Raw genomic sequence first — 21690 nt, forward strand, 5'->3', positions numbered from 1 at the left:
CCGGGTCTGTCCGTCCTCCCCCGTCGTTCAATACCGTACGGACCGACGGAGGAGGGCGATCACCGTGGCCGGACTGTGCCTGGGACCACTGCTGAGGTACGTCGACGGCTCGTCCGCGACCGTCTGGGTCGAGGCGAGCCGTCCGTGCGCCGCCGAGGTCCGCTGCGCGGACGGCGCCGGCGGCACCGTCCGCACCTTCCACGTCGAGGGCCATCACTACGCGCTGATCCCGGTGACCGGCCTCACACCGGGCGCCCCGACGCCGTACGAGGTGTTCCTCGACGGGACCCGCGTCTGGCCCGCGCCCGACTCCCCCTTCCCGCCCTCGGTCATCGCCGCGCCCGCACCCGGCGACGCCCTCCGCGTCGCCTTCGGCTCCTGCCGCTGGGCCGCCCCGCCCGGCGACGGCCACGACCCGGTCGGCCCCGACGCGCTCGACACGCTGGCCACGCGGATCGCCGCCGACCCCCAGGGCGAGCGCCCCGACCTGCTGCTCCTGCTCGGCGACCAGGTCTACGCCGACGAGACCTCCGAGGCGACCCGCCGCTTCCTCTACGCCCGGCGGGGCCTGGCCGGCCCTTCCCCAAGTTCTCGGATTCGCTCGAACAGGGGAGACCCCATCGGCAGCCAGGTCGCGGACTACGAGGAGTACACCCGGCTCTACTACGAGTCCTGGCTCGACCCGCAGGTGCGCTGGCTGCTGTCCACCGTGCCCAGCTGCATGATCTTCGACGACCACGACGTCGTCGACGACTGGAACACCTCCGCCGCCTGGCTCGCCGACATGCGGGCCACCGACTGGTGGCAGGAGCGGCTGCTGAGCGGCCTGATGTCGTACTGGGTCCACCAGCACCTGGGCAACCTCTCTCCGGCCGAGCTCGCCGCCGACCCCGTGTACGCCGCCGTACGGGCCGCCCCCGACGGCACCGACGTGCTGCGCGCCTTCGCCGCCAAGGCCGACGCCGACCCCGCCTCGGTGCGCTGGAGCTACCGCCGCGGCTTCGGCCGGGTCCGGGTGCTGATGGTGGACTCGCGGGCCGCCCGCGTCCTGGACGAGGACGGCCGCTCCATGCTCAGCCCCGGGGAGGCGGACTGGGTGCGTGCGCAGGCGCTGGACGGCCGGGGCGGCTATGACCACCTCCTTGTCGGCGCCTCGCTGCCCTGGCTGCTGCCGCACCTGGTGCACGACCTCGAGGCGTGGGACGCGGCACTGTGCCGGGGCGTGCGGGGCGCGCGCTGGGCCCGGTTCGGGGAGCGGCTGCGGCGGGGCGCCGACCTGGAGCACTGGGCGGCGTTCCCGGAGTCCTTCGCGGCGCTGGCAGGGCTGCTCGCCGAGGCCGGTTCGGGCCCGGAGGCCCCCGCGACGATCGCCGTGCTGTCCGGGGACGTCCATCACGCCTATGTCGCCGAACCGCGTTGGCCGGCGCGGTCCGTGGCCGCCCGCGTCCTGCAGCTCACCTGCTCCCCGGTCCACAACTCCGTGCCGCCGTCGATGCGGCTCGGCTTCCGTTTCGGCTGGAGCGCGGTGGCCCGGGCGCTCGGCCGCGGGCTCGCCCGGCACGGGCGCTGCGCCGAGCCGCCGGTCAGCTGGCGCAGGACGGGCGGCCCGTGGTTCGGCAACCAGCTGATGACGCTGACACTGCACGGGCGTTCGGCCCGGTTGCGGCTTGAGAGGGCACGGGCGGCCAGGGACGGGCGGGCGCGCCTGGAGACGGTGGCGGAGTCCGAACTCTCCCCGCCGGCCGCCCCGTAGTTCCAGGTCACCCTCCGCATCCCCGCCGCCCATCGCATACGGGGCCGCCCACCGCGTCCCACGCCGAAGGGGGCACCTCGGACGGAACCGCAGGCGGAGCCACGGGCGGCACCCCCAGCGCGGCCAAATGTTGAACTTGCAAGCACTAGTGAGGCTCACCTAACCTGGTCATCCGTTCGGATCACCCCGACCGGTCCGTCCTGGACCGGCCCGACCGAAGGAGACCCCCCACATGACCAGCCTGACCGGACGCCTCGACTCGGCGCGGCCCTACGCCCTCGGCCTGTTCCGCATCGTCGTGGGGCTGCTGTTCGCCTGCCACGGCGCCGCCTCGCTCTTCGGCGTGCTCGGCGGCGCGGCGGGCACGCACGGCGGCACCCTCCCGGCGGGCACCTGGCCCGGCTGGTACGCGGCGGTGATCCAGCTGGCCTGCGGTGTCCTCGTGCTGCTGGGCCTGGGCACCCGGGCCGCCGCGTTCCTCGCCTCGGGTTCGATGGCGTACGCATACTTCGACGTCCACCAGCGGGCGGCGCTGTGGCCGATACAGAACGGCGGCGAGCTGCCGGTGCTGTTCTGCTGGTCCTTCCTGCTGCTGGTGTTCACCGGCACCGGCGCGTTCGGCCTGGACGGGCTGATCAGCAGGCGCTCGGCAAAGCGGCAGCGGCCGGCGGCGGAGCGGACGCCGGTGACGGCCTGACGGACGCCGCACCGGGGGCAGCGAACAATGAGCCACATCAGCCCCCGCCGACCCCCTTGTCACTCCCCCCGCGTACGCTGTATGGCTGTTCACAGGCCGCCCCTGCCGCTCCCCCGCGACGTCGCGGCACGGTCGGTCCTCGGGGGGAGTCAGGGGAGTCCGCGGTGCTGGAGAGTGTGGCGAAGGTGGGGTCGCTCACCGGCACTCCGTGGATCTATGTCGTGGTGGCCCTGTCCGTTCTGCTCGACGTCTTCGTGCCGGTACTGCCGAGCGGCGTACTCATAGTCACCGCGGCCACTGCGGCCGCCGCGGGCACGGGCGCGGCGACCGGTCGCGTGCCGCAGCCGGTCCCCGACATCCTGGCCCTGACCCTGTGCGCGGCCACGGCGTCCGTGCTGGGCGACCTGGTCGCCTACCGGCTGGCCCGGCGGGGCGGCGAGCGGCTGGACCGCGCGATCTCCCGCTCCCGCCGGCTGAGCACGGCGCAGGAACGACTCGGCGAGGCCCTGTCCCGGGGCGGCGGCGGTGCGCTGGTCGTCCTGGCCCGGTTCGCCCCGGCCGGCCGCTCGGTGGTCTCCTTCAGCGCGGGTGCCGCCCATCGCCGGGTCGGCGAGTTCCTGCCCTGGTCCGCCCTGGCCGGCCTGTCCTGGGCGACCTACAGTGTCGCCCTCGGCTACTTCGGTACCCGCTGGCTGGGCGCGGCCTGGCTGGCCACGGGCGTGTCGGTGGCCGCACTGTTCGCGGCGGGCGCGGGGGCGACGTATCTGATGCGGCGGACTCCGGAGCGGCCGGAGGCGGCGGAAGGGCGCGCATAGCGCCCACCCGCCATGGGCGTCACGCCCGGCCGTCGCCCGCACTGCGCCCATCCCTCGTGGGCGTCACGCCCGGCCGGCACACGCCCGGCCGTCACGCGTATGACGCCGTCAGCCCGCCTTCCGTGCCCCCTGCCCCCGCACCTCCAACCCGGCCAGCAGCTCCGCCGTGGCCCCCGCGATCCGATCGACCGCTTGATCGAAAACGTCCCGGTTGCGGGCGGCGGGCGCCCTGAACCCCGAGACCTTCCGCACGAACTGCAGCGCGGCCGCGCGGATCTCCTCCTGCGTCGCCTCCTCGGGCAACGCGGGCGGACGCAGTGTCTTGATGCTCCGGCACATGCTCCCAGTCTCTCCCGTCCTCCCCCGAGGGAACCCGTCTTCCGGCGGAGGGAATACCTCCGCTCCGCCTCCCCTTGCACCGGCCATGACCACCGTGGAGATCACCTACCTCGGCGGCCCCACCGCCGTCATCGAACTCGCCGGCCTGCGCCTGCTCACCGACCCCACCTTCGACGCCCCCGGCGTCCATCCCGTCGGCTCCCGTGAGCTGGTCAAGACGGCCGGCCCCGCCCTGCCGCCCACCGCTGTCGGCCCGGTCGACGCCGTCCTGCTCTCCCACGACCAGCACCCGGACAACCTCGACACCTCCGGCCGTGCGTACCTCGCGCAGATCCCCCTAACCCTCTCCACTCCCGCCGCCGCATCCCGCCTCGGCGCCCCCGTCCGGGCCCTTTCCCCCTGGCAGCACACCGACCTGCCGCTGCCCGGCGGCCGCACCCTGCGCGTCACCGCCGCCCCCGCCCTGCACGGCCCCGCGGGCTGCGAACCCCTCGTCGGCGAGGTCACCGGCTTCCTCCTCTCCGGCGACGATCTCCCGAAGATCTACGTCAGCGGCGACAACGCCTCGCTGGACCTGGTCGGCGAAATCGCCGGCCGCGAGGGCCCGTTCGACATCGCCGTGCTGTTCGCCGGCGCCGCCCGCACCCCCCTCGTCCCGGACGCCGCGCTGACCCTCACCAGCGAACAGGCCGCGCAGGCCGCCCGCATCCTCGGCGCCCGCCACGTCGTACCGCTGCACTTCGAGCACTGGGCCCACTTCACCGAGGACGGCCCCGCCCTGACGAAGGCGTTCGCCGACGCCGGCCTCACCGACCGGCTGCACCTGCTCTCCCCCGGCGCCTCCGTCCGTCTGCAGGGCCGCCGGACCACCCGTCCGTAGGGCCGCCGGACCGCGCTCTCCCGGACCCTCAGGCCGCGAGGTCGATCCGCCAGTCGTTCGAGGTGATCCAGTGCCCCTTCGGGTACTCGAACTCGACCGGCCCGATCAGCGTGAACCCGGCGCTGCGGCACACCGCGTTCGAAGCCGCGTGGTCCACGCTCGGATAGGCGTGCAGGTAGCGGTGCCCGCCCTCCGCCCGGGCCTCGGCCACGACCGCCCGGGCCGCCCTGGCGGCGAGCCCCCGCCCCTGGAAGGCGGGCGACACCCCCCATCCGGTCTCCCACACCTTCCCGCCCCGCCACCCGCGCTCCCAGAAGCCGATCGCACCAGCGGCCTGCCCCCTGTCCGCCAGCACGATCCGGTACATCCGTCCCGAGGTCAGGTCGAGATAGCGCCGGTGCCGCGAGAGCAGTTGCTCCTCGGTCTCCGGACCGCCCAGGTGTGCCGTCATCTCGGGGCTGTTGTGCAGCCGCAGCAGCCAGAAGTCGCCCTCCGCCCAGGGCTCCAGCCGTATCTTCGTCTCCGCCGTGTCAGCCATTCCGCCACCGTAGGCCAGGGGTCTGACAGCGGGACCGGCACCACGGGTCCAGTTCGAACACATGAACCCGCCGAAGCAAGTCGCGCCCCAAAATCGAACAGGCGTAGCATTGCACTGTGGCTACGCCCTATGACTTTCCGAGTGACCTCCTCGCCGGTCAGGAGGAGTTGCATCAGGTCCGGGCCGAGCTGTCGGCCCTGCTCAAGCGGCTGCCCTGGTCGGTCGAGCCGCTGGACGGGTTCAGCGACGACGGCGGCTGGCGCAAGGTGGAGCGTCCGGCCTCGCCGGGCTGGACGGCCGACGAACAGGCCGAGGTCGAAAAGCTCCGCCGGCGGGAGCACGAGCTCGCGGTGTTCGTCAGCACCCACCGATACTGGTCGCAGTTCACCGGCCCGGACGGCATCGACGCCCGCAGCCGGCTGAAGCACGCCCACGAAGCACCGGAGAGCAAGGACGACGAGGACGCAGACGCATGATCTACCACGTGGTACCGCTCGCCGAGTGGACTGCCGCACCCGACCGCCCCTACGCCCCCGCCTCCCTCGCGGACGAGGGCTTCGTGCACTGCTCCCCGGACGAGCCGACGACCCTGGCGGTCGTCAACGCCTTCTACTCGACCGCGCCCCGGCCGCTCCTGGCCCTCCTCCTCGACGAGGCCCGGCTCACGGCGCGCGTGGAATGGGAGGCGGCCGCCCCCGCCCCACCCCCCGGCGTCCCCGGGGGCACCGCGTTCCCCCACGTGTTCGGCCCCCTGAACCGGGACGCCGTGGCACGGACCCTCCAGGTGCACTTCGACGACGAGGGCCGGGCAACGGGTTTGCGGGACAGTCCCCCTGGCAGGGTACGCTGTCGACTCGTCCCGGGTGCGTAGCTCAGGGGTAGAGCGCCTGCCTTACAAGCAGGATGTCGGCGGTTCGAAACCGTCCGCGCCCACCAGTCGCAGGACGAACGAGAGGCCCAGGTCCACGGGATGACTCCCGAGGCACCTGGGCCTTCGTCGTGGATCGTGATCAGCGTTTGCCCGGCCTGCGCGGGCACGCGCCGACCGGCTGTTCGGTCCCCCTCGAACTGGAGGCCGTGGCGAACCTGGTGGAGATACGGCGAACTGACGGGCCCGTGTGTTCGTCCTGTACAGGTGGGAGAATGAACTCCACGCAGGGCGGACCACGGCACGGGAGAGGGATGTGACGGCCACATCGGCGGCACCGGCGGCATCGGAGACACCTGGGCAGCCGCGTTCGCCGTATTCACGGCCCCGGCCCCGCCCCACCGCTTCCGCGGCGGCCCGTGACGTCCTTGCCCTGATGGGCCTGCCGCTGCTCGCCGCGCTCGCGCTGCCCGCCGCCTTCGCCGGTGGCGGCACCCGGCGCTGGTTCGGGGGGCGGGCCGAGAGCCAGCGGGCCGAGGCGCAGGCCGCGAAGGACGCCGCCGCGGCCGCGTTCTACGAGTTGGACACCGCCCAGCGCGATCTGCGGATCTCGATCGAGACGATCACGGCCGTCGACGACTCCCCCGCCGCGCGTCGCGCGATCGCCGACTTCGAGGCGCTGGGCCGGCGGATCGACGAGGTCAGTCAGCGGTACATCCAGGCGGTCGACGCGCAGGATCTCGACCGTGACGGCCTGGAGGCCGCCACCGCCGCCCGGGCGCGCGGCGAGCTGACCGCGGCCAAGGACGAGCTGGAGAACGTCAAGCGGGAGCTGGACCGTTTCAGCAGTGGTCTGGGGCCGCTGCTCGGCAAGGCCGAGACGCAGCTGGCCCGGCTCGCGCCCGCCGTGGAGCGCGCCCGGCAGTCCCTGCTCGCCGCCAGCAACGCGCTGGACACCGTACGCGGCTCGGGGCTGAAGGCGGACGATCTGGCCGCCCGGCTGGCCGCGCTCTCGCCCGAGCTGACGAAGCTGAACCAGGGCGCGGGGCAGCACGGTGCGCAGCCGACGCTGGAGCGGGCCGAGCGGGTGGCGCGGGAGGCGGAGGCGATCCGGGCGGAGGCCGGGCGGCTGCCGGAGCGGGCCGCCGAGATCGACCACCGGCTGGTGTCGCTGCGGACCCGGGCGCAGGCGCTGACCACGCGCGCCGGTCAGGTGGAGCCGGTGCTCAGCGAGCTCAGGCGGCGGTTCGCGGCCGCCTGCTGGCAGGATCTGCAGCAGGTGCCGGAGCAGGCCGCCGAGAACGTCCGGCAGGCGGAGCGGAAGCTGACTCAGGCTCAGGCCGCGCGGGAGTCCCAGCGCTGGCCGGACGCGACCGCGCTGCTGTCGACGGTGCGGGCGCTGCTGAACACCACCGACGAGGCGGTGTCGGCCGCCGGAGACCGTCTGGCGCGGCTGAACGCGGTGCAGAAGGACCCACAGGCGGAGATCGACAGGACGCGGTTCGCGATCCGGGACGCCCAGCGGCTGGCCATGACCGGCCGTACGACGCCGGACCCGCGGCACGCCCGCCCGTTGGACGACGCCGTGGCCCGGCTGGAGCGGGCGATCAGCGGGCTGGAAGGCCGCCACCCGGACTACTGGCACTTCCTGACGGAGACCGAGGCGGTGCGGGGCACGGCGGCCCGGGTGGTGGCGCAGATCCGTGAGGAGCGGGGAACCGGTCACTGACGGCCCGGTCCCCGCTCCCCAGGGGCACCGCTCAGGTGCGGTAGGCGTAGTACGCCGCGTTCGGGTACGACGCGATGATGCTGGCCACCGACCTGTTGTAGGTGTTGGTGGAGTGGTACGTCACATACGGCACGCCCTGCCGGCTGCGGTAGGTGACGATCATCGAGTGGTCCTTGGACCCGTCCTTGTTGAAGTCCATCTGCAGCACGTCGCCGACGTCCAGCTGGTAGACGTTGGCAAGGCTGGTGACCCGCTTGGAGGACAGGGCGAACCAGGAGAACTCGTTGACGCCGACGAACGAGTCGGACTGGATGTCGGAGTTGCCGAACCACTTGTGGAAGTCGTCCGTGCGGCCCGGGACGTGCTTCCAGCCGCCGGCCTTCAGTGTCTGGCTGACGAAGTTGGTGCAGTCGCCGCCGTCGGCCTCCCCGTTGAAGTTCGGGTAGGCCGGGTTGTAGTTGTTCCAGTACTTCTGCGCGTAGGCGGCCATGGCCTTGTAGTCGTAGCCGGTGGCGGAGAAGTTCTTCGGGTTGGCGGGCGCGGGCCACGTGGTGGCCGAGCGGGCCGCCTCGGGCGGGCCGTCGTCGGCGGCGGTGTCCGGCGCGGCGACGGCGGGCTTGGCGACCTGGTTCACCGCGAGGTAGCCGTCGTCGGTGTCGCGGATGCCGGTCAGCTGCCAATTGCCCTGCTGGTCGGCCTTGAAGGTCAGCTCGTGGTGGGCCTGGAAGCCGGTGGTCTTCGGCTCGGTGCCCTTGACCTTCTTGTACGTCAGGGTCGTGGTCTCGGTGACGTCGACCGTGGCGCGGCGGCCCTTCACCTGGGTGGCGTCCAGCGAGACGCTGGTGCTGGCCCCGCTGTACTTCTCGCCCAGCTTGGCGAGGCGGGACTTGCGGCCACGCAGTTCGGTCAGCGCGGTGCTCTCCTGGTGCGACTGGGTGCCGGACAGGCGCACCTTGCCGGAGAAGCCGGACGTGCGCTGGTGCTGCCCCGTCGCCGTGCTGCCGCCGTCCACCAGGGCCTGGGTGCGGTCGGTGAAGACCGCGTCGGCCAGCCGCTGGAAGGTGGCCTTGGTCGCCGGGTCCACCGTCGGGTCGTCGGTGACCGCCGCGCCCGCGCTCCAGTTGGGCACCAGGGCCACGCCGGCGACCACGGATGCGGCCGCCGCGGTGACTATGGTGGCGCGACGCCGCTTACGGCTCAATCTTCTTGATTTCAATCTCTTGTTCCCCTCTACGCCGGTACACCTACCGGGCGACGGCATCTTCGCACGGCGTGTGTGGCGGTTGTGAAGAGGGGACGCACAAGTGGAACCAATAGGTTGCAGGCGTCACTTGACCACCGTCGACCAGTCCGGCGACTGCGCCGGGTCCAGTCCGCGCAGGGCCTGCAGTGTCTCGGGCTTCTGCACGTCCATCCAGTCGGCGAGTTCCTTGAAGGACACGCACTTGACGCCCTTTTTGGTGCACACGTTCTTGATGACCTGGTCGATGGCCTTCATGTAGATGCCGCCGTTCCAGTCCTCGAAGTGGTTGCCGATGAACAGCGGTGCCCGGCTGCCGTAGTAGGCGCGGTTGAAGCCGGCCAGGTAGGAGTCGACGGTCTGCTGTTCCCACTGGGGGTACTTGGCGGGGTCGCCCTTGGTCTCGCCGTCGGACTGGTTGTAGAGGAAGTTGAAGTCCATGGACAGGCCCTGGTACTTGCCGTCCTCATAGGGAAGCATCTGCAGCGGGAAGTCCCATATGCCGTTCTTCTTCGCCGGCCATATCTGGAAGTCGCCGGGTGAGGAGGCGTCGTAGCGCCAGCCGTAGCTCTTCATGGCCTTCAGCAGGTTGGGCTGGCCCTCCAGGCAGGGCGCGCGGCCGCCGGTGACCTCCTTCCTGAAGTCGAAGGGCAGCGGGGGGATGTCGGTGAAGCCGGTGTTGGTCTTCCACTTCTCCACGAACGAGTAGAACTGGTCGATCTCGCTCTTCCACTCCTCGACGCTCCAGTCGCCGCCGCCCTTGGCGCCGCAGAAGTGGCCGTTGAAGTGGGTGCCGATCTCGTTGCCCTGTTCGTAGGCGAGGCGGAGCTGGCCCAGGGTGTCGCGGATGTGCTCGTCGGTGGCGTAGTCGATCGCGGCTGCGCCCGGGGAGTGCATCGGCGGGTGGTAGATGTCCTTCTTGCCCTTGGGCAGCAGGTAGATGCCCGTGAGGAAGAAGGTCATGTGGGCGTTGTACTCCCGGGCCAGCTCCCGGTAGTGCGAGAACAGGTGGTCACTGCCCTCCAGGGCGCCGTCCCAGGAGAACACCACGAACTGCGGGGGCTTCTCGCCCGGTTTGAGCGGTACGGGCTTCAGCTCGTCCTTCTGCGGCCCGGTGTACGAGGTCGAGCCGTCGCCGAGCACATGGGTCCTGCCGTCCCACTTGGGCTCCTTGGTGGGCTTCGGCGAGGCACCCTTGGAGCCGCCCTTGGAGCCGGCGGACGCGGTCGGTGCGGTGGAGTCGGGGCGGGTCAGCGCCAGGAATCCCGCCACGACGGAGGCGACGACCAGGAGCGCGGCCAGGGTCACGAACTCGGGGCGGGTGGTGCGGCGGCGCGCGCGTGCCTTGCGGCGGCGGCCGGGTGTCGGCTTCATGGGCGGCTCAATCCGGGTGGGAGGTCATCGGTGCGGGTGCGGTGCGGCCGGGCCGCCGGGGTCAGCCGAGCGGGTCCATGGCGCCGGCCCAGATGCCGTACGGGGCGCTGTCGGCGGCGGTGCCGGCGATCCCCTTCAGCGGGAGTGGTTCGAGGCTCTTGGCGAGGTCCATGCGGTAGACGACGACCGCCGTGGACACCGATTTGGCGGTGCCGACGTACCAGGCGGCGGTGTCGCCCTCGGTGGTGCCCGTCTTTCCGGCCACCGTGGGCGCCGCGGCCGTGCCGGGCACGGCCGTGGTGGTGGGCACGGCGGCCGGGTGGGCGCTGCGGAAGGCGTCGCCGAGCGCCTGGGTGACCTCCTCGGCCACCTTCGCGGAGACCGCGCGGTCGGTGGCCGGGGTGTCCAGCTTCACCGTCGAGCCGTTACGGGTGATGCGGCGCACCGAGTACGGCTCGGTGTGCATGCCGCCGGCGGCGAAGGTGGCGTAGCCGCCCGCCATGCGGATCGCGCTCGGCGTGGAGCTGCCCAGGGACAGCGCGGGCACCTGCGGGCCCATGGTGGAGGGCAGCAAGCCGGCCGCGGTGGCGGTCTGCTTGACCTTGTCCAGGCCGGTGTCCATGCCGAGCTGCATGAAGGGCGTGTTCACGGACTCGGCGAGCGCCTTGCGCAGGGTGATCTGCCCCCAGGACTTCTTCCCGTCGTTGTGGGCGGCCACCTTGCGGCCGCTGCGGTCCCAGTAGGGGCCCTCGGGGGTGGTGACGGGCACGGCGTCGTCTCCGTTGTAGAGGGTCTCCGGGTAGACCGGTTCGCGGGCCACGTCGCGCCGCTTGGTGACGCCGTGCTCGAGCCCGGCCGCGTAGACGAACGGCAGGAAGGCCGAACCGGCCGGGACGGTGGAGGCGTTGGACTCGTTGTAGCCCTGCGTACGGTGGTCGGGGCCGCCGTAGACGGCGAGGATCCGGCCGTCGGCGGCCAGGGAGGCGGCGCCGTAGTGCGCGGTCTTCGCAGCGCCGGGGTCGGCGGTATTCGCCTTCTTGCGGGCCTTGGTGACTGCCTCGGTGAGGGTGCTCTCCCGCTTGCGGTCGAAGGTCGTGTAGATCTGGTAGCCGCCCATGTCGAACTCCCGGTCCGAGATGTTCCCGGCCTTCTTGGCGTAACTCGAGGCCAGTTCGACCAGGTAGTCGCTCTGCTGACCGGTGTCGTAGAGCGGGTTGCGCTTGAGCGGCTCGGGGAACGTCCTGTACTTGGCGCGCTCGGCCGGCGACAGCTTGCCGATCTTGACCATGCGGTCCAGGATCCATTTCCAGCGCTCCACGGCGCGGTGGTGGTTGGCCTGGCTCAGCGTCGGGTCGTACAGGCCGGCGCCCTTGAGCAGGGAGGCGAGGAAGGCCGCCTGGCCGGCGTTGAGCTGGCTGACGTCCTTGCCGTAGTAGGCCTGGGCGGCGCGCTGGATGCCGTAGGTGCCGCGGCCGAACCAGCTGGTGTTGAGATAGCCCTCGAGGATCTTGTCCTTGCTCATCCGGTTGTCGAGCTTGAGGGCGATCATCGCCTCGGTGAACTTGCGGCTGACGGTCTGGTTCTGGGAGAGGTAGACGTTCTTGACGTACTGCTGGGTGATGGTGGAACCACCCTGGGTGTCGCCCTCGCCGACCGTGCGCCACAGGGCGCGGGTGATGCCCTTGAAGGAGATGCCGGGGTCGCTGTAGAAGCTCTCGTTCTCGGCCGCCAGCACGGCCCAGCGGACGTCCTCGGGTATGTCCTTCAGCGGCATCGCCTGGCGCTGCACCCAGCCGGTGCGGGCCATCGGGGTGCCGTCGGACCAGAAATAGACGTTGTCCTGCTGGGTGGCATAAGTGTTCAGGTTCTCGGGTATGTCCGTGGCGGCGTAGGCGACGACCAGGAGGAGGCCGGTCAGGCCGAACGCGGAGAGCGTGGCGCCCAGCCACTGCCGCCAGGAGGGCACCCAGCGGCGCCAGCCGGTGCGGCCCGGGCGCGGGTAGACCGGCTTCAGCCTCCGGGCGTACGGCGCCAGCACCGCGGCCAGGGGCGCCAGGCGCCGGACGAGCGGCGCGATACGCCGGCGGGCGGCGGCGGTGGCCTTGGCGACAGCCGGAGGCAGTGTGCGTGCGCTACGCGGCTTGCGGCGGTCGGCGCGCTCACCGGCGGGCCGAGGGGACGCCCCTGGCCGGAACACGCGCAGCTGCATGGTCTCGTGCGGCTCGGGATCGGCCTTCGCCCGAGGCTTCCCGCCCGCGCGCGGCTTCCCCCGCAGGGCGTCGACGTTCAGCTGCATCGTCTCGTCGGGGCGAGGCGGGGCGTCGTCGTCCGGCCGGCGCTGGGCGTCCGGCTGCGCCGTCCGGTCCCGCCCCCGCAGGGCGTCGACGTTCAGCTGCATCGTCTCGTCCGCCGCCGGCGGCGGACCGTCGTCCGGCGCATGCCTCGGCGCGGCTCGGCGCCCTCGGGGCCGCCGGCCCTCCCCGGGGAGGCCCTCCCCCTGCCCTGCCTCGGTCACGACTGCGTCTCCCTCCCGCACTCCGTGGTGCTCGCGCGGGTCGACACAGCCGCCGCAGTCGCGGCTGCCACCCCCTCACCCCCAGCCGCCTCGCGGCTCTCACGGTCCTACAAAATTATCAGCGATCTTTTCAATTTCTCCGCACAAGAATGGGACAGAAACCAACACATGAGAAACACAGAGCTCTGTGGGGCCCGTCACGGCCATTAACCTGGGCCCATGCCTCGCTACGAGTACCGCTGCCGTAACTGCGGCGACACCTTCGAACTGAGCCGTCCCATGGCGGAGTCCGCCGCCCCGGCGACCTGTCCCGCCGGGCACGACGACACGGTCAAGCTGCTGTCCACCGTAGCGGTGGGCGGCTCGGCGACCGCACCGGCACCCGCGCCCCGCGCGGGCGGCGGCGGCTCGGGCGGGTGCTGCGGCGGCGGCTGCTGCGGCTGACCCCCACGGCCTACCGGGGCGTCCGGGACGCGCTGAGGAACTCGCGGACGATCCGCTGACCGGCCAGCACCCCGCGCTCGGGCAGCGCGCCGATCCCCGGAGCCGTCCAGTTCGTCTCGGCCAGCTCGCCGTGGCCCGGCCGCCAGCCGCGGTCCACGGCGAGCAGCAGGTCTGCGTCCAGCAGCGAGTCGCCCGCCCCGAGCACCAGGTCCGCACCGGTGCGGCGGGCGACCTCGCGGACGGCGGCGCTCTTGGTGAGCGGCTTGGGAACGGCGTAGATCTTGCGGCCCTGGAGGGAGACCGTCCAGCCGCGGTTCTCCGCCCATGCGCCGAGCTCCTTCACCCAGTCCTCGGGGAGCAGTTCGCGCTCCACGACGAGGTAGGCGAACAGGTCCTCGGCGACGCGGTGCTTGCGCACCCAGACCGGATCGGCGGTCCGCAGCAGATGCTCCTGCACCTGAGCCAGCGGCGCGCACTCACCCGCCAGCCGGCCGGTCACCCGACGGTGCCAGTCGGCGTCCGACACGCCGTCCACCAGCAGATGGCCGCCGTTGGCGCAGATGGCGTACGTGGGCGCCGGACCCGGCAGGTTGATGCGCAGGTACTGCTTGCGGGTACGGGTCGTGGTCGGCACGAACACCGCCGTGTCGGCCAGCTCGGTCAGCAGCTGGGCCGCCGTCTCCGTCATGTAGGACAGCGGCCTGCTCTCGTGCACCTCCACGCACAGCAGCCTGGGGGCCCGGGCGTCCGGCATGGTCAGGGCCAGGGCCGCGGCGGAGTAGATGAGCGTACGGTCGAGGTCACTCGCCACCAGCACCGGCATCAGAGGGCCACCGCCCTGCCGTCGGCGCCGGTCGCCCCGCGCGTGTAGCGGGGGTGGATCAGTCCCACGCAGGTGTACGGCAGTTCGTCCACCTCCTCGACCGGGACCCCTCTCTGCTCGGCGAGCAGGCGTACGTGGTGCAGGTCCGCGCCGGCCCCCGCCCGCGCCAGGATCTTCCACGGCACCCGGCGCAGCAGCACCCGCGTGGTCTCGCCGACGCCCGGCTTGACCAGGTTGACGTCGTGGATGCCGTACTCCTCGCTGATCCGCTCGACCGCCGCCCAGCCCTCCCAGGTGGGGGCGCGGTCGGCGGACAGCAGCTCCTTGACCGCGGCGTCGACGCCGTCCGCGACCTCGGGGAAGCGGGCGGCGACGGCGTCGAGGAAGACGCCGGACACGTCCGCGCCGGCGAGTTCGCGGTAGAACTTCGCGCCGTGGAAGTCCCGCGGGCCGACCAGGTCCGCGCGCAGGACGGTGCGCGACACCAGTCCGGAGACGGTCGAGTTGAGGCAGGCGGAGGGGATGAGGAAGTCCTCCCGGGTGCCGTAGGTGCGCACGCACGAGCCCGGGTCGGCCAGCACCGCGATCTCCGGGTCGAACCCGCCGGCGCCGCCCGCCTCCTCGAACTCCCGTACCGCCTGGGCGAGCTCACGGGTGATGGCGCCCTTGCCGGTCCAGCCGTCCACGAAGACGACGTCGCCGGGGTCGTGGTGGGCGGCCAGCCAGCGCAGCGCGTTGGCGTCGATGCCGCGGCCGCGCACGATGGAGACGGCGTAGTGCGGAAGGTCGAGGCCGTGCCGGAACCGGGCCCAGCGGCGCATCAGCACGCCGACCGGGGTGCCGGCGCGGGCGAGCGAGACCAGGACGGGTCGCGGCGACCGCTCGGCGAGGACGGTGTCGGTGACCACCCCGACGGCCTGGGCGATCCGGGCGGCGGAGGTCTGCAGGGCCGCGTGGAACAGCTCCTGGTACTGCTCGCTGGGCTGGTACTCCACCGGCAGCGACTCGGCGTAGTGCGCGCCCCCGCTCTGGATCGCCTCCTCGCGCTCCTCGGTCGGCGCCTCCAGCGTCACCTCCGAGAGGTCCTGCAGCAGCCAGCCGACCTCGTCGGGCGCGTACGAGGAGAAGGCGGGGCCGCGGAGGGGCTCGGGCAGCATCGGGGTTCCTTGTCCGGAGGTGGCGGAGGTGGCGGAGGTGCCGGGGGCGGCGGCAGCGGGTGGGGAGGCGGGGACGTACGACGGTACGACCACGAGCAGCACGTGCGGGGTGTGCGCCGCGAGCTGGGCCGGCAGGCCTGTGGGCCCGTGCAGTTCGGGGGTGTCGGCGACCGAGTCGACGACGGTGACCACCGCGTCGAATCCGCCGCCGGCGACGTTGTAGGCGTAACGCTCGCCGGGGCCGTCGGCCGGGTCGTCGTGCGCCGGGAAGACCAGCCGGGTGCGGATCGCGTAACCGGGGTCGTCCACCGCGAGGACGGGCGAGCGGGTGGTGGTCGAGTACCGCACCTCGGCACCGACGACCTGCTCCAGCTCCCGGGCCAGCCTGAGCGGCGCGTACATCAGCTCCTCGAACCCGAGCACCAGCACGCGCCGGGCGTCGGCGGGCAGTGCCCCGGCGACCCGCGCCGCCATCGCGGGCAGCGCCCGCTCCAGCCGCTCCCGGTGCCCGGCCGTGAACCCGTGCCGTCCCCCGTCGGGGACGCCCCGGGGCCAGCGCGGGTCGATCCGGGTGATCCGGCCGCGGGCGCGCTGGTTCGGGACCGTCGCCCGCTCGTACCGGGCGACCAGTTCCCGGCCCTTTTCCAGGACGTGCTCCGGCAGGCGCACCGTGCCCGAGGCGCGGGCCACCAGGTCCACCCGGGCGCCGATCTCGTGGGCGAAGTCGTGCAGGCGGTCCGCGTCGGCCGGGGAGCGCATGTCGACGAGGGCGACCACGACGTAGCGCCCCCGCGGATGGCGGGCGTGCAGGTCGCGGATGGTGTTCAGGACGGTGTTGCCGGTGGAGAACTCGTCGTCGACGAGGACCAGCGGGCCGTTTCCGGACAGCAGGGCCGGGTCCTCGGGCAGCAGCAGGTGCGAGGTCGCGTGCGAGTGGGACTCCTCGAAGCCGCCCGCCGGGGCGACACCGGGGACCGGGCGGCGGGTGGAGTGCAGATAGGGGGCGGTGCCCAGGCCGTCGGCGACCGCGTGGCCGAGGCCGGTCGCCGTCTCCGCGTAGCCCAGGACGACCGCGGCAGCGGCCTGGACCGGGCCCAGCAGGTCCCGTACCCGGCGGCCCAGGTCGAAGCCGTGGCCGTACACCACCGACGGCGACTGGGGCACGTGTTTGCCGAGCACGTTGGACACGAGCAGATGCGCCCGCTTGGGGTTGCGCCGCAGCGCCAGCCCCAGCAGGCCCGTCAGCTCGTCGTCGCCGGCGAGCTCGACCCCGAGCCGCTCGGCGACCCAGGTGCCGGACCAGACGCCGTCGTTCACTGCCTTGTTCATTCGTTCCTTCAGCTGGGGATGCCGGCGGCGAGCAGTTCCACGAAGCCGACGTCCTCGCGGGCGACGCCGAAGACCTCGGCGCGCAGCAGGGTCCGCTCGGCCCAGGCGCGGTGCGGCTTCACCTCGTTCATCTTGTTCGTGTACGCCGATCTCAGCACACCGCCGCCGCCGCGCTCGGGCCGCAGTATGTCGGCCGCGTCGCTGAACTCCTCGTGACTGACCACCGACAGCGCGTGCACGGGCAGGACGTGGGAGGGGTGGATGCAGGTCTTGCCGAGCAGGCCGTTGGCGTGGTCCAGGGAGATCTCCCGCAGCAGCCCGTCCATCGCGTGTTCGATCAGTCTCTCGCGCAGTTCGACCGCCTGCACCTCCAGGAAGGGGCTCTGCCGCAGCTGTGGCTTGAACATGCGCTCCTGCACCCGGAAGTACTCCCACACCGGCCCGGTCACGGTGAACCCCGTGCCGTCGGCCCGCGCCAGCATGTTCACCACGTCGGCGATCACGGAGGCGACGACCTGGACGTCGTAGGCCGTCATGTCGGGGGCTCTGCGCAACCCGTAGGAGGAGCAGAAGTCCGTCACCCCGAGGCGCAGTGCGAGCACCCGGTCCCGGTACTTGTCGACCGCGCGGAAGATGCCCTCCAGGGTCTCCACCCGCGACTCCCGGTACAGCAGTTCGGGCGATTCCAGGACCGGCATGGCGAACAGCCGCCGGCCGCTCACCGCCTCGGCGGTCTGCACCGCCTCCAGGAACGGCAGACCGCGCTCCCCGGTGAACTTCGGCAGTACGAAACCGGACAGCAGCCGGGCGGCCGGTCCCAGGCGCCGCACCAGGTCGGGTATCTGCTCGGGGACACGGACCCGTATGAACAGCAGGGGGAGGTCGGCGCCCGGGGACGAGGCCAGCCGGGCGAACTGGCGGACGAGGTTCTCCTCGCCGTGCGCCACGTCCGCGTCGTCGATGGAGTCCTCCAGGCACAGCACCATCGAGACGACCCCGCGTCCGGCCTGCTTGACGACGTCGTCGGCGAGCCGCGGCCTGGTGGCCGGGCTGTAGAGCGTGGCGCCGAGGGCCGCCGACAACAGCCGGGCCGGGGAGTCGGCGGTGAACTCGCACGGCTCCCGGTGGAAGAGGTGCTGCCGCACCTCAGGTGCGAGGTGCCCGAAATGACGCATGACGCTCCCCCGTGGTGACGCGAGTGGCCTGTGCAGACTGTTGAAAGGTGGCCGGTAATAGTACGTAGAAATCCATGTCAGTAGTTCCCATCGGGCATGAATTTCTGGTAGCCCAGCCGTGTCGACAGTTGTTCGAAGCGTCGTGCGCCGGCCGGGTGCCCGTCCACCCCCGCGTTGTCGTGACCAGGACCGAGAAGGCAGGATGACCGCATGACGCACGCGATGCTGAAGGGGTCGAACATCCCGCTGGAGGCCACCACAGTGCGGGCCGTGCTGCGCTGGACGCCCGGACAGGGCGTCCCGGACGTCGATGCCTCCGCACTGCTGCTGGGCCCCGCCGGCCGTGTGCGCTCCGACGAGGACTTCGTCTTCTACAACCAGCCACGGCACCCCTCCGGGAAGGTCTGGCGGCTGGGCAAGAAGCGGGGCGCGGACGGGCTGACCGACACGATCCAGACGGACCTGGCCGCGGTCGAGTCCGAGGTCGGCCGGATCCTGCTGGTCGCCTCGGCGGACGGTGTGACGTTCGACCGCGTACAGGCCCTGCGCATCGCGCTGTACGACGCGCTCGTCGCCGACGGGGAGCCGCTGGCCCACTTCGACATCAAGCCGGAGACGGGCCAGGAGACCGCGCTGATCTGCGGGGAGCTGTACCGGCGTGGCGAGGGCTGGAAGTTCCGGGCGCTCGGGGAGGGCTACTCCAACGGCCTGAAGGGCCTCGCGACCGACTTCGGGATCTCGGTGGACGAGGCGGAGGAGGCGGAGGCGGCCACGGGGACGGCGGCGACAGCGGCGGCACAGCCACTGCCGCAGCCGCTGCCGTCGGTACAGCCGCTGCCCGCGCCGACTCAGGCGGCGTACGGGTACCCGCAGCCCGCGGCCACGGCTGCGGCGGCGCAGCCGGCTTACGGGTATCCGCAGCCGGCGTACGGGTATCCGCAGCCGGTGACAGCGGTGCCGGATCCGGACTTCCGGCTGCCGCCGCAGGGGCCGCAGTTCATCGGGCGCTAGTCCTGGCTGACTGTTCCCGCCGGACGCCGCCAGCCAGGGGGGGCAATACCGGCCACGGCCTAGTGCTGTGGCCGGAAGGGTTTGCCGGAAGGCTCGCGGCGTCCGGTGCGGTGCACCGCAAGGCGGAGCGTCGCCCGCGTACTGGATGTACTGGGGTGAGGCGACAACGCGGCGAGGTGCCGTGCCGGGCGTCGCGAGCCGGTGAACCTTTCCGGCCGCAGCACTAGCGGTCGGCCGTCTTGTAGCCCCGGCCCCACTGCAGGCCCCAGCCGTAGAGGCGGTCCAGTTCCGCCTGGAAGCCGTAGACGAACTTGACCTCGCGGCGGACGGTCAGTTCACCCTTCACGTTCTCGATCAGGACCACCGCGCACGAGCGGGCCTGGGGGTGGCGTTCGTCGAGGCCGATCTCGATGCGGGGGCCGTTGCTCGGGTACAGGGTGACGATCGCGTGGGTGCGGTCGAAGGCCGGGGTCTGGTCGTAGATGTAGACGAAGACCAGCAGGCGCTTGATGTCGTCCCGGTGGTCGAGGTTGACGTAGATCGTCTCACCCGACGCGGAACCGAACCGGTCGTCACCGCTGAGTTTGACGTACGGCGGTGAGTTCACGTCGCCGAGGAAGCCGCCGAGCGGCTGGACCACGCCCTTGGTGCCGTCGGCCAGCTCGTACAGGCACCCGAGGTCGAGGTCGACGTTGACCATGGACTGGCTGTGTCCCATGACCTCCGGCGGCTTGAGCGCCCTGAAGGGGTGGCGCAGCAGGCTCTGCCGGGTGGGGCCGCCGATGTCGGAGGTGCGCATCCGCCAGGTCAGGTTGATGCGCAGGTGCCCGGTGGCCGCGCCCTGTTTGGTCAGCGACACCTGGTGGTGCCGTTTGGTCAGCTCGATCGCGTTGGTCGCGGCGCTGCCCGAGTCGAAGTCGGCCGCGCGTCCGCCCAGCAGACCGTCGAAGAATCCCATCTCCCGCCCCCACCTTCACCGGCGCTCACTGCCCCGCACACAGACCGCGGGGCGGCCTGGGGACCCGGCCCGATCAGCCGTCGTCCCCTGTGGCCCGTCCGGCGACGGACCACGCCGGCCGCCCCGCAGAGAGCGTTCCTCCCCCGAGGGCTTGTCACACCCGGGAGGAGACCTCGGTCTTCTCGTCCGAGCCAGCCCCTCCCTCGGCCGCCGCCAGCGCGCGGTTGCGGCGCACGGAGGACCAGAAGGACCAGGCGATCAGGACGACACCGACGAGGCCGGTGATGACCTCGTTGATCTCGTACTGGATGGTGACCATGAGGATCACGGCCAGGGCGCCGATCGCGTAGTGCGCGCCGTGCTCCAGGTAGACGTAGTCGTCGAGGGTGCCCTGGCGGACCAGGTAGACCGTGAGCGACCGGACGTACATGGCGCCGATGCCGAGGCCCAGGGCCATCAGGACGATGTCGTTGGTGATGGCGAAGGCGCCGATCACGCCGTCGAAGGAGAAGGACGCGTCCAGGACCTCGAGGTAGAGGAACATGAAGAACGCGGCCTTTCCGGCCAGCACGACGGCCGAACGCTTCTGGCCGGCGCGTGCGGCCTCTTCCTCCTCCTCGTGCTCGCGCTCCTCCTCTTCCTCCAGTCTGTCCTCGAAGTACCCGGACAGGCCGCCGACCACCATGTAGGTGATCAGACCCGCGATGCCGGCGATCAGGACCGTCTGTGCCTTGTCGGCGTGCGCGCCGCCGTGCTGGTGGGCGCTGGTGGCGAAGGTGAAGGAGGTGATCAGCAGGACGATCAGGGAGATGCAGACCGACAGCATGTCGACCTTGCCGAGCTTGGCCAGCGGCCGCTCGATCCAGCGCAGCCACTGGATGTCGCGGTCCTCGAAGATGAAGTCGAGGAAGATCATCAGCAGGAACATGCCACCGAAGGCGGCGATCGCCGGGTGAGCGTCGGTCACCAGCTGCTGGTAGCGGTCCTTGTTGTTGAGCGCGAGGTCGACGGCCTCGATCGGCCCCATCTTGGCGCTGATGGCGACGATCACGACGGGGAAGACCAGCCGCATGCCGAAGACGGCGATGAGCACGCCGACCGTGAGGAAGATCTTCTGCCAGAAGGCGTTCATCTTCTTCAGGATTCCGGCATTGACGACCGCGTTGTCGAAGGACAGCGAGATCTCGAGGATGGACAGGATCGCCACGATGCCGAACGCGGTCCACCCCCCGTAGAAGACCGCGGCGACCAGGCCGAGCGCGGTAATCGCGAACGACCAGCCGAAGGTTTTCAGAAGCACTGGCTACCCAATCCTCTGGGGGTCCCCCCGAGCGGAGCTTGGAGGAGGGTCTCCCCCGCGCCGCACTCGGCTTTACGAAACATTGACTCCGAAGTCTAGAGCGATGCCCCGCAAGCCGGACGCGTACCCCTGCCCCACGGCCCGGAACTTCCATTCGCCCTGGTAGCGGTAGAGCTCGCCGAAGATCATGGCCGTCTCGGTGCTGGCGTCCTCGCTGAGGTCGTAGCGCGCGAGTTCCTGGGCGTCGGCCTGGTTGACGACCCGGATGAAGGCGTTGGAGACCTGGCCGAAGGTCTGGCCGCGCTCGTCCGCAAGGTGGATCGAGACCGGGAAGACGATCTTCTCGCACTGCCCCGGCACCTTGGTCAGGTCCACCAGGATCGACTCGTCGTCGCCCTCGCCCTCACCCGTGAGGTTGTCGCCGGTGTGCTCGACCGAGCCGTCGGGGCTCTTGAGCTGGTTGTAGAAGACGAACCACTCGTCGCCCAGCACCCGGTTGCCGGCGCCGCACAGCAGCGCGCTCGCGTCGAGGTCGAAGGGGGCTCCGGTGGTGGAGCGCGCGTCCCAGCCGAGCCCGACCATGACGTTGGTCAGGTTGGGTGCGGCCTTGGACAGGGAGACGTTGCCTCCCTTGGCGAGCGTGACGCCCATGATGCTGGTCCTCCCCGAGATGGTGCTTGTTTGGTTGTCCTGCACGTCCGGCGCCGCGTGGAAACCACTGCGGCGCCGGACGGTCATGCGTTCG

20 protein-coding genes and 1 tRNA gene are annotated in these 21690 nt (G+C 71.7%); 10 read left to right on the forward strand and 11 right to left on the reverse strand.

The features are described from left to right. Positions 1–64: 64 nt before the first annotated feature. The 3 genes from ACH4UM_RS05890 to ACH4UM_RS05900 all read left to right on the forward strand — a co-directional run bounded on the left by ACH4UM_RS05890 (position 65) and on the right by ACH4UM_RS05900 (position 3265). Positions 65–1753, forward strand: coding sequence for an alkaline phosphatase D family protein (locus tag ACH4UM_RS05890; protein WP_398174140.1), 1689 nt, complete (start codon positions 65–67; stop codon positions 1751–1753). A 241-nt stretch (positions 1754–1994) separates the two neighbouring features. Then, the gene (locus ACH4UM_RS05895) at positions 1995–2450 is read left to right on the forward strand and encodes a DoxX family protein (RefSeq protein ID WP_398175022.1); all 456 of its coding nucleotides are present in this window, start codon (positions 1995–1997) and stop codon (positions 2448–2450) included. 164 nt (positions 2451–2614) lie between these two features. Then, positions 2615–3265: a DedA family protein gene (locus tag ACH4UM_RS05900; protein ID WP_398174143.1), complete on the forward strand. Its 651-nt coding sequence runs from the start codon at positions 2615–2617 to the stop codon at positions 3263–3265. A gap of 108 nt (positions 3266–3373) precedes the next feature. Here the strand turns inward: ACH4UM_RS05900 and ACH4UM_RS05905 are convergent, their stop codons facing one another. Continuing rightward, positions 3374–3604, reverse strand: a complete 231-nt coding sequence (locus ACH4UM_RS05905; RefSeq protein ID WP_398174146.1) for a DUF2277 domain-containing protein — start codon at positions 3602–3604, stop codon at positions 3374–3376. An 85-nt stretch (positions 3605–3689) separates the two neighbouring features. Between ACH4UM_RS05905 and ACH4UM_RS05910 the strand changes: the two genes are divergently transcribed. Continuing rightward, positions 3690–4484: an MBL fold metallo-hydrolase gene (locus tag ACH4UM_RS05910; RefSeq protein WP_398174149.1), complete on the forward strand. Its 795-nt coding sequence runs from the start codon at positions 3690–3692 to the stop codon at positions 4482–4484. A gap of 28 nt (positions 4485–4512) precedes the next feature. Here the strand turns inward: ACH4UM_RS05910 and ACH4UM_RS05915 are convergent, their stop codons facing one another. After that, positions 4513–5022 (reverse strand): GNAT family N-acetyltransferase, encoded by a 510-nt coding sequence (locus ACH4UM_RS05915; protein WP_398174152.1) that lies wholly within the window; start codon positions 5020–5022, stop codon positions 4513–4515. A 116-nt stretch (positions 5023–5138) separates the two neighbouring features. Here ACH4UM_RS05915 and ACH4UM_RS05920 point away from each other — a divergent pair, with 116 nt between their 5' ends. The 4 genes from ACH4UM_RS05920 to ACH4UM_RS05935 all read left to right on the forward strand — a co-directional run bounded on the left by ACH4UM_RS05920 (position 5139) and on the right by ACH4UM_RS05935 (position 7619). After that, entirely contained in the window at positions 5139–5498 is a 360-nt protein-coding gene (locus ACH4UM_RS05920; protein WP_398174155.1) for a hypothetical protein, read from the forward strand. Continuing rightward, on the forward strand, positions 5495–5893 hold the full coding sequence (locus ACH4UM_RS05925; protein ID WP_398174158.1) for a DUF952 domain-containing protein: 399 nt from the start codon (positions 5495–5497) through the stop codon (positions 5891–5893). The genes ACH4UM_RS05920 and ACH4UM_RS05925 overlap by 4 nt, the downstream gene beginning before the upstream one ends. After that, positions 5884–5958 (forward strand) — tRNA-Val (locus tag ACH4UM_RS05930). The genes ACH4UM_RS05925 and ACH4UM_RS05930 overlap by 10 nt, the downstream gene beginning before the upstream one ends. Before the next feature lie 368 nt (positions 5959–6326). Next, positions 6327–7619 carry a hypothetical protein gene (locus ACH4UM_RS05935; RefSeq protein ID WP_398174161.1) on the forward strand — a complete coding sequence of 431 codons (1293 nt, stop codon included), beginning with the start codon at positions 6327–6329 and terminating at the stop codon, positions 7617–7619. Positions 7620–7650: 31 nt separating this feature from the next. Here ACH4UM_RS05935 and ACH4UM_RS05940 read toward each other — a convergent pair whose 3' ends face one another. From ACH4UM_RS05940 to ACH4UM_RS05950, 3 genes are all read right to left on the reverse strand, one after another. Then, positions 7651–8835 (reverse strand): amidase domain-containing protein, encoded by a 1185-nt coding sequence (locus ACH4UM_RS05940; protein ID WP_398174164.1) that lies wholly within the window; start codon positions 8833–8835, stop codon positions 7651–7653. Positions 8836–8946: 111 nt separating this feature from the next. Beyond that, on the reverse strand, positions 8947–10233 hold the full coding sequence (locus ACH4UM_RS05945; RefSeq protein ID WP_398174167.1) for a hypothetical protein: 1287 nt from the start codon (positions 10231–10233) through the stop codon (positions 8947–8949). A gap of 61 nt (positions 10234–10294) precedes the next feature. Next, on the reverse strand, positions 10295–12631 hold the full coding sequence (locus ACH4UM_RS05950; RefSeq protein WP_398174170.1) for a transglycosylase domain-containing protein: 2337 nt from the start codon (positions 12629–12631) through the stop codon (positions 10295–10297). A 336-nt stretch (positions 12632–12967) separates the two neighbouring features. Between ACH4UM_RS05950 and ACH4UM_RS05955 the strand changes: the two genes are divergently transcribed. Beyond that, on the forward strand, positions 12968–13192 hold the full coding sequence (locus ACH4UM_RS05955; protein WP_398174173.1) for a zinc ribbon domain-containing protein: 225 nt from the start codon (positions 12968–12970) through the stop codon (positions 13190–13192). Between the two features lie 10 nt (positions 13193–13202). Here ACH4UM_RS05955 and ACH4UM_RS05960 read toward each other — a convergent pair whose 3' ends face one another. The 3 genes from ACH4UM_RS05960 to ACH4UM_RS05970 are packed head-to-tail and all read right to left on the reverse strand — an operon-like array spanning position 13203 to position 17676. Beyond that, positions 13203–14015 carry an HAD family hydrolase gene (locus ACH4UM_RS05960; RefSeq protein ID WP_398174176.1) on the reverse strand — a complete coding sequence of 271 codons (813 nt, stop codon included), beginning with the start codon at positions 14013–14015 and terminating at the stop codon, positions 13203–13205. Beyond that, positions 14015–16501 carry a phosphoribosyltransferase gene (locus ACH4UM_RS05965; RefSeq protein WP_398174179.1) on the reverse strand — a complete coding sequence of 829 codons (2487 nt, stop codon included), beginning with the start codon at positions 16499–16501 and terminating at the stop codon, positions 14015–14017. Before ACH4UM_RS05965 ends, ACH4UM_RS05960 begins: the two co-directional genes overlap by 1 nt. 8 nt (positions 16502–16509) lie before the next feature. After that, the gene (locus ACH4UM_RS05970; protein WP_398174182.1) at positions 16510–17676 is read right to left on the reverse strand and encodes an HpcH/HpaI aldolase/citrate lyase family protein; all 1167 of its coding nucleotides are present in this window, start codon (positions 17674–17676) and stop codon (positions 16510–16512) included. Positions 17677–17886: 210 nt separating this feature from the next. Here ACH4UM_RS05970 and ACH4UM_RS05975 point away from each other — a divergent pair, with 210 nt between their 5' ends. Further along, positions 17887–18687, forward strand: coding sequence for a TerD family protein (locus tag ACH4UM_RS05975; RefSeq protein WP_398174185.1), 801 nt, complete (start codon positions 17887–17889; stop codon positions 18685–18687). A 223-nt stretch (positions 18688–18910) separates the two neighbouring features. Here ACH4UM_RS05975 and ACH4UM_RS05980 read toward each other — a convergent pair whose 3' ends face one another. From ACH4UM_RS05980 to ACH4UM_RS05990, 3 genes are all read right to left on the reverse strand, one after another. Then, positions 18911–19645 (reverse strand): Tellurium resistance, encoded by a 735-nt coding sequence (locus ACH4UM_RS05980; RefSeq protein ID WP_398174188.1) that lies wholly within the window; start codon positions 19643–19645, stop codon positions 18911–18913. A gap of 154 nt (positions 19646–19799) precedes the next feature. After that, positions 19800–20945: a DUF475 domain-containing protein gene (locus ACH4UM_RS05985; RefSeq protein WP_398174191.1), complete on the reverse strand. Its 1146-nt coding sequence runs from the start codon at positions 20943–20945 to the stop codon at positions 19800–19802. Positions 20946–21017: 72 nt separating this feature from the next. Continuing rightward, positions 21018–21596: a TerD family protein gene (locus ACH4UM_RS05990; RefSeq protein ID WP_398175025.1), complete on the reverse strand. Its 579-nt coding sequence runs from the start codon at positions 21594–21596 to the stop codon at positions 21018–21020. Between the last annotated feature and the right edge of the window lie 94 nt (positions 21597–21690).

The organism is Streptomyces sp. NPDC020801 (assembly GCF_044334385.1).
GTDB lineage: Bacteria > Actinomycetota > Actinomycetes > Streptomycetales > Streptomycetaceae > Streptomyces.

What these genes read in the sequence shown, in the direction of transcription:
- ACH4UM_RS05905 (WP_398174146.1), bottom strand. Translation starts at nt 3,604, where the DNA reads ATGTGCCGGAGCATCAAGACACTGCGTCCGCCCGCGTTGCCCGAGGAG.
- ACH4UM_RS05910 (WP_398174149.1), top strand. Translation starts at nt 3,690, where the DNA reads ATGACCACCGTGGAGATCACCTACCTCGGCGGCCCCACCGCCGTCATC.
- ACH4UM_RS05915 (WP_398174152.1), bottom strand. Translation starts at nt 5,022, where the DNA reads ATGGCTGACACGGCGGAGACGAAGATACGGCTGGAGCCCTGGGCGGAG.
- ACH4UM_RS05925 (WP_398174158.1), top strand. Translation starts at nt 5,495, where the DNA reads ATGATCTACCACGTGGTACCGCTCGCCGAGTGGACTGCCGCACCCGAC.
- ACH4UM_RS05935 (WP_398174161.1), top strand. Translation starts at nt 6,327, where the DNA reads ATGGGCCTGCCGCTGCTCGCCGCGCTCGCGCTGCCCGCCGCCTTCGCC.
- ACH4UM_RS05945 (WP_398174167.1), bottom strand. Translation starts at nt 10,233, where the DNA reads ATGAAGCCGACACCCGGCCGCCGCCGCAAGGCACGCGCGCGCCGCCGC.
- ACH4UM_RS05950 (WP_398174170.1), bottom strand. Translation starts at nt 12,631, where the DNA reads ATGCAGCTGAACGTCGACGCCCTGCGGGGGCGGGACCGGACGGCGCAG.
- ACH4UM_RS05955 (WP_398174173.1), top strand. Translation starts at nt 12,968, where the DNA reads ATGCCTCGCTACGAGTACCGCTGCCGTAACTGCGGCGACACCTTCGAA.
- ACH4UM_RS05960 (WP_398174176.1), bottom strand. Translation starts at nt 14,015, where the DNA reads ATGCCGGTGCTGGTGGCGAGTGACCTCGACCGTACGCTCATCTACTCC.
- ACH4UM_RS05965 (WP_398174179.1), bottom strand. Translation starts at nt 16,501, where the DNA reads ATGAACAAGGCAGTGAACGACGGCGTCTGGTCCGGCACCTGGGTCGCC.
- ACH4UM_RS05970 (WP_398174182.1), bottom strand. Translation starts at nt 17,676, where the DNA reads ATGCGTCATTTCGGGCACCTCGCACCTGAGGTGCGGCAGCACCTCTTC.
- ACH4UM_RS05975 (WP_398174185.1), top strand. Translation starts at nt 17,887, where the DNA reads ATGACGCACGCGATGCTGAAGGGGTCGAACATCCCGCTGGAGGCCACC.
- ACH4UM_RS05980 (WP_398174188.1), bottom strand. Translation starts at nt 19,645, where the DNA reads ATGGGATTCTTCGACGGTCTGCTGGGCGGACGCGCGGCCGACTTCGAC.
- ACH4UM_RS05990 (WP_398175025.1), bottom strand. Translation starts at nt 21,596, where the DNA reads ATGGGCGTCACGCTCGCCAAGGGAGGCAACGTCTCCCTGTCCAAGGCC.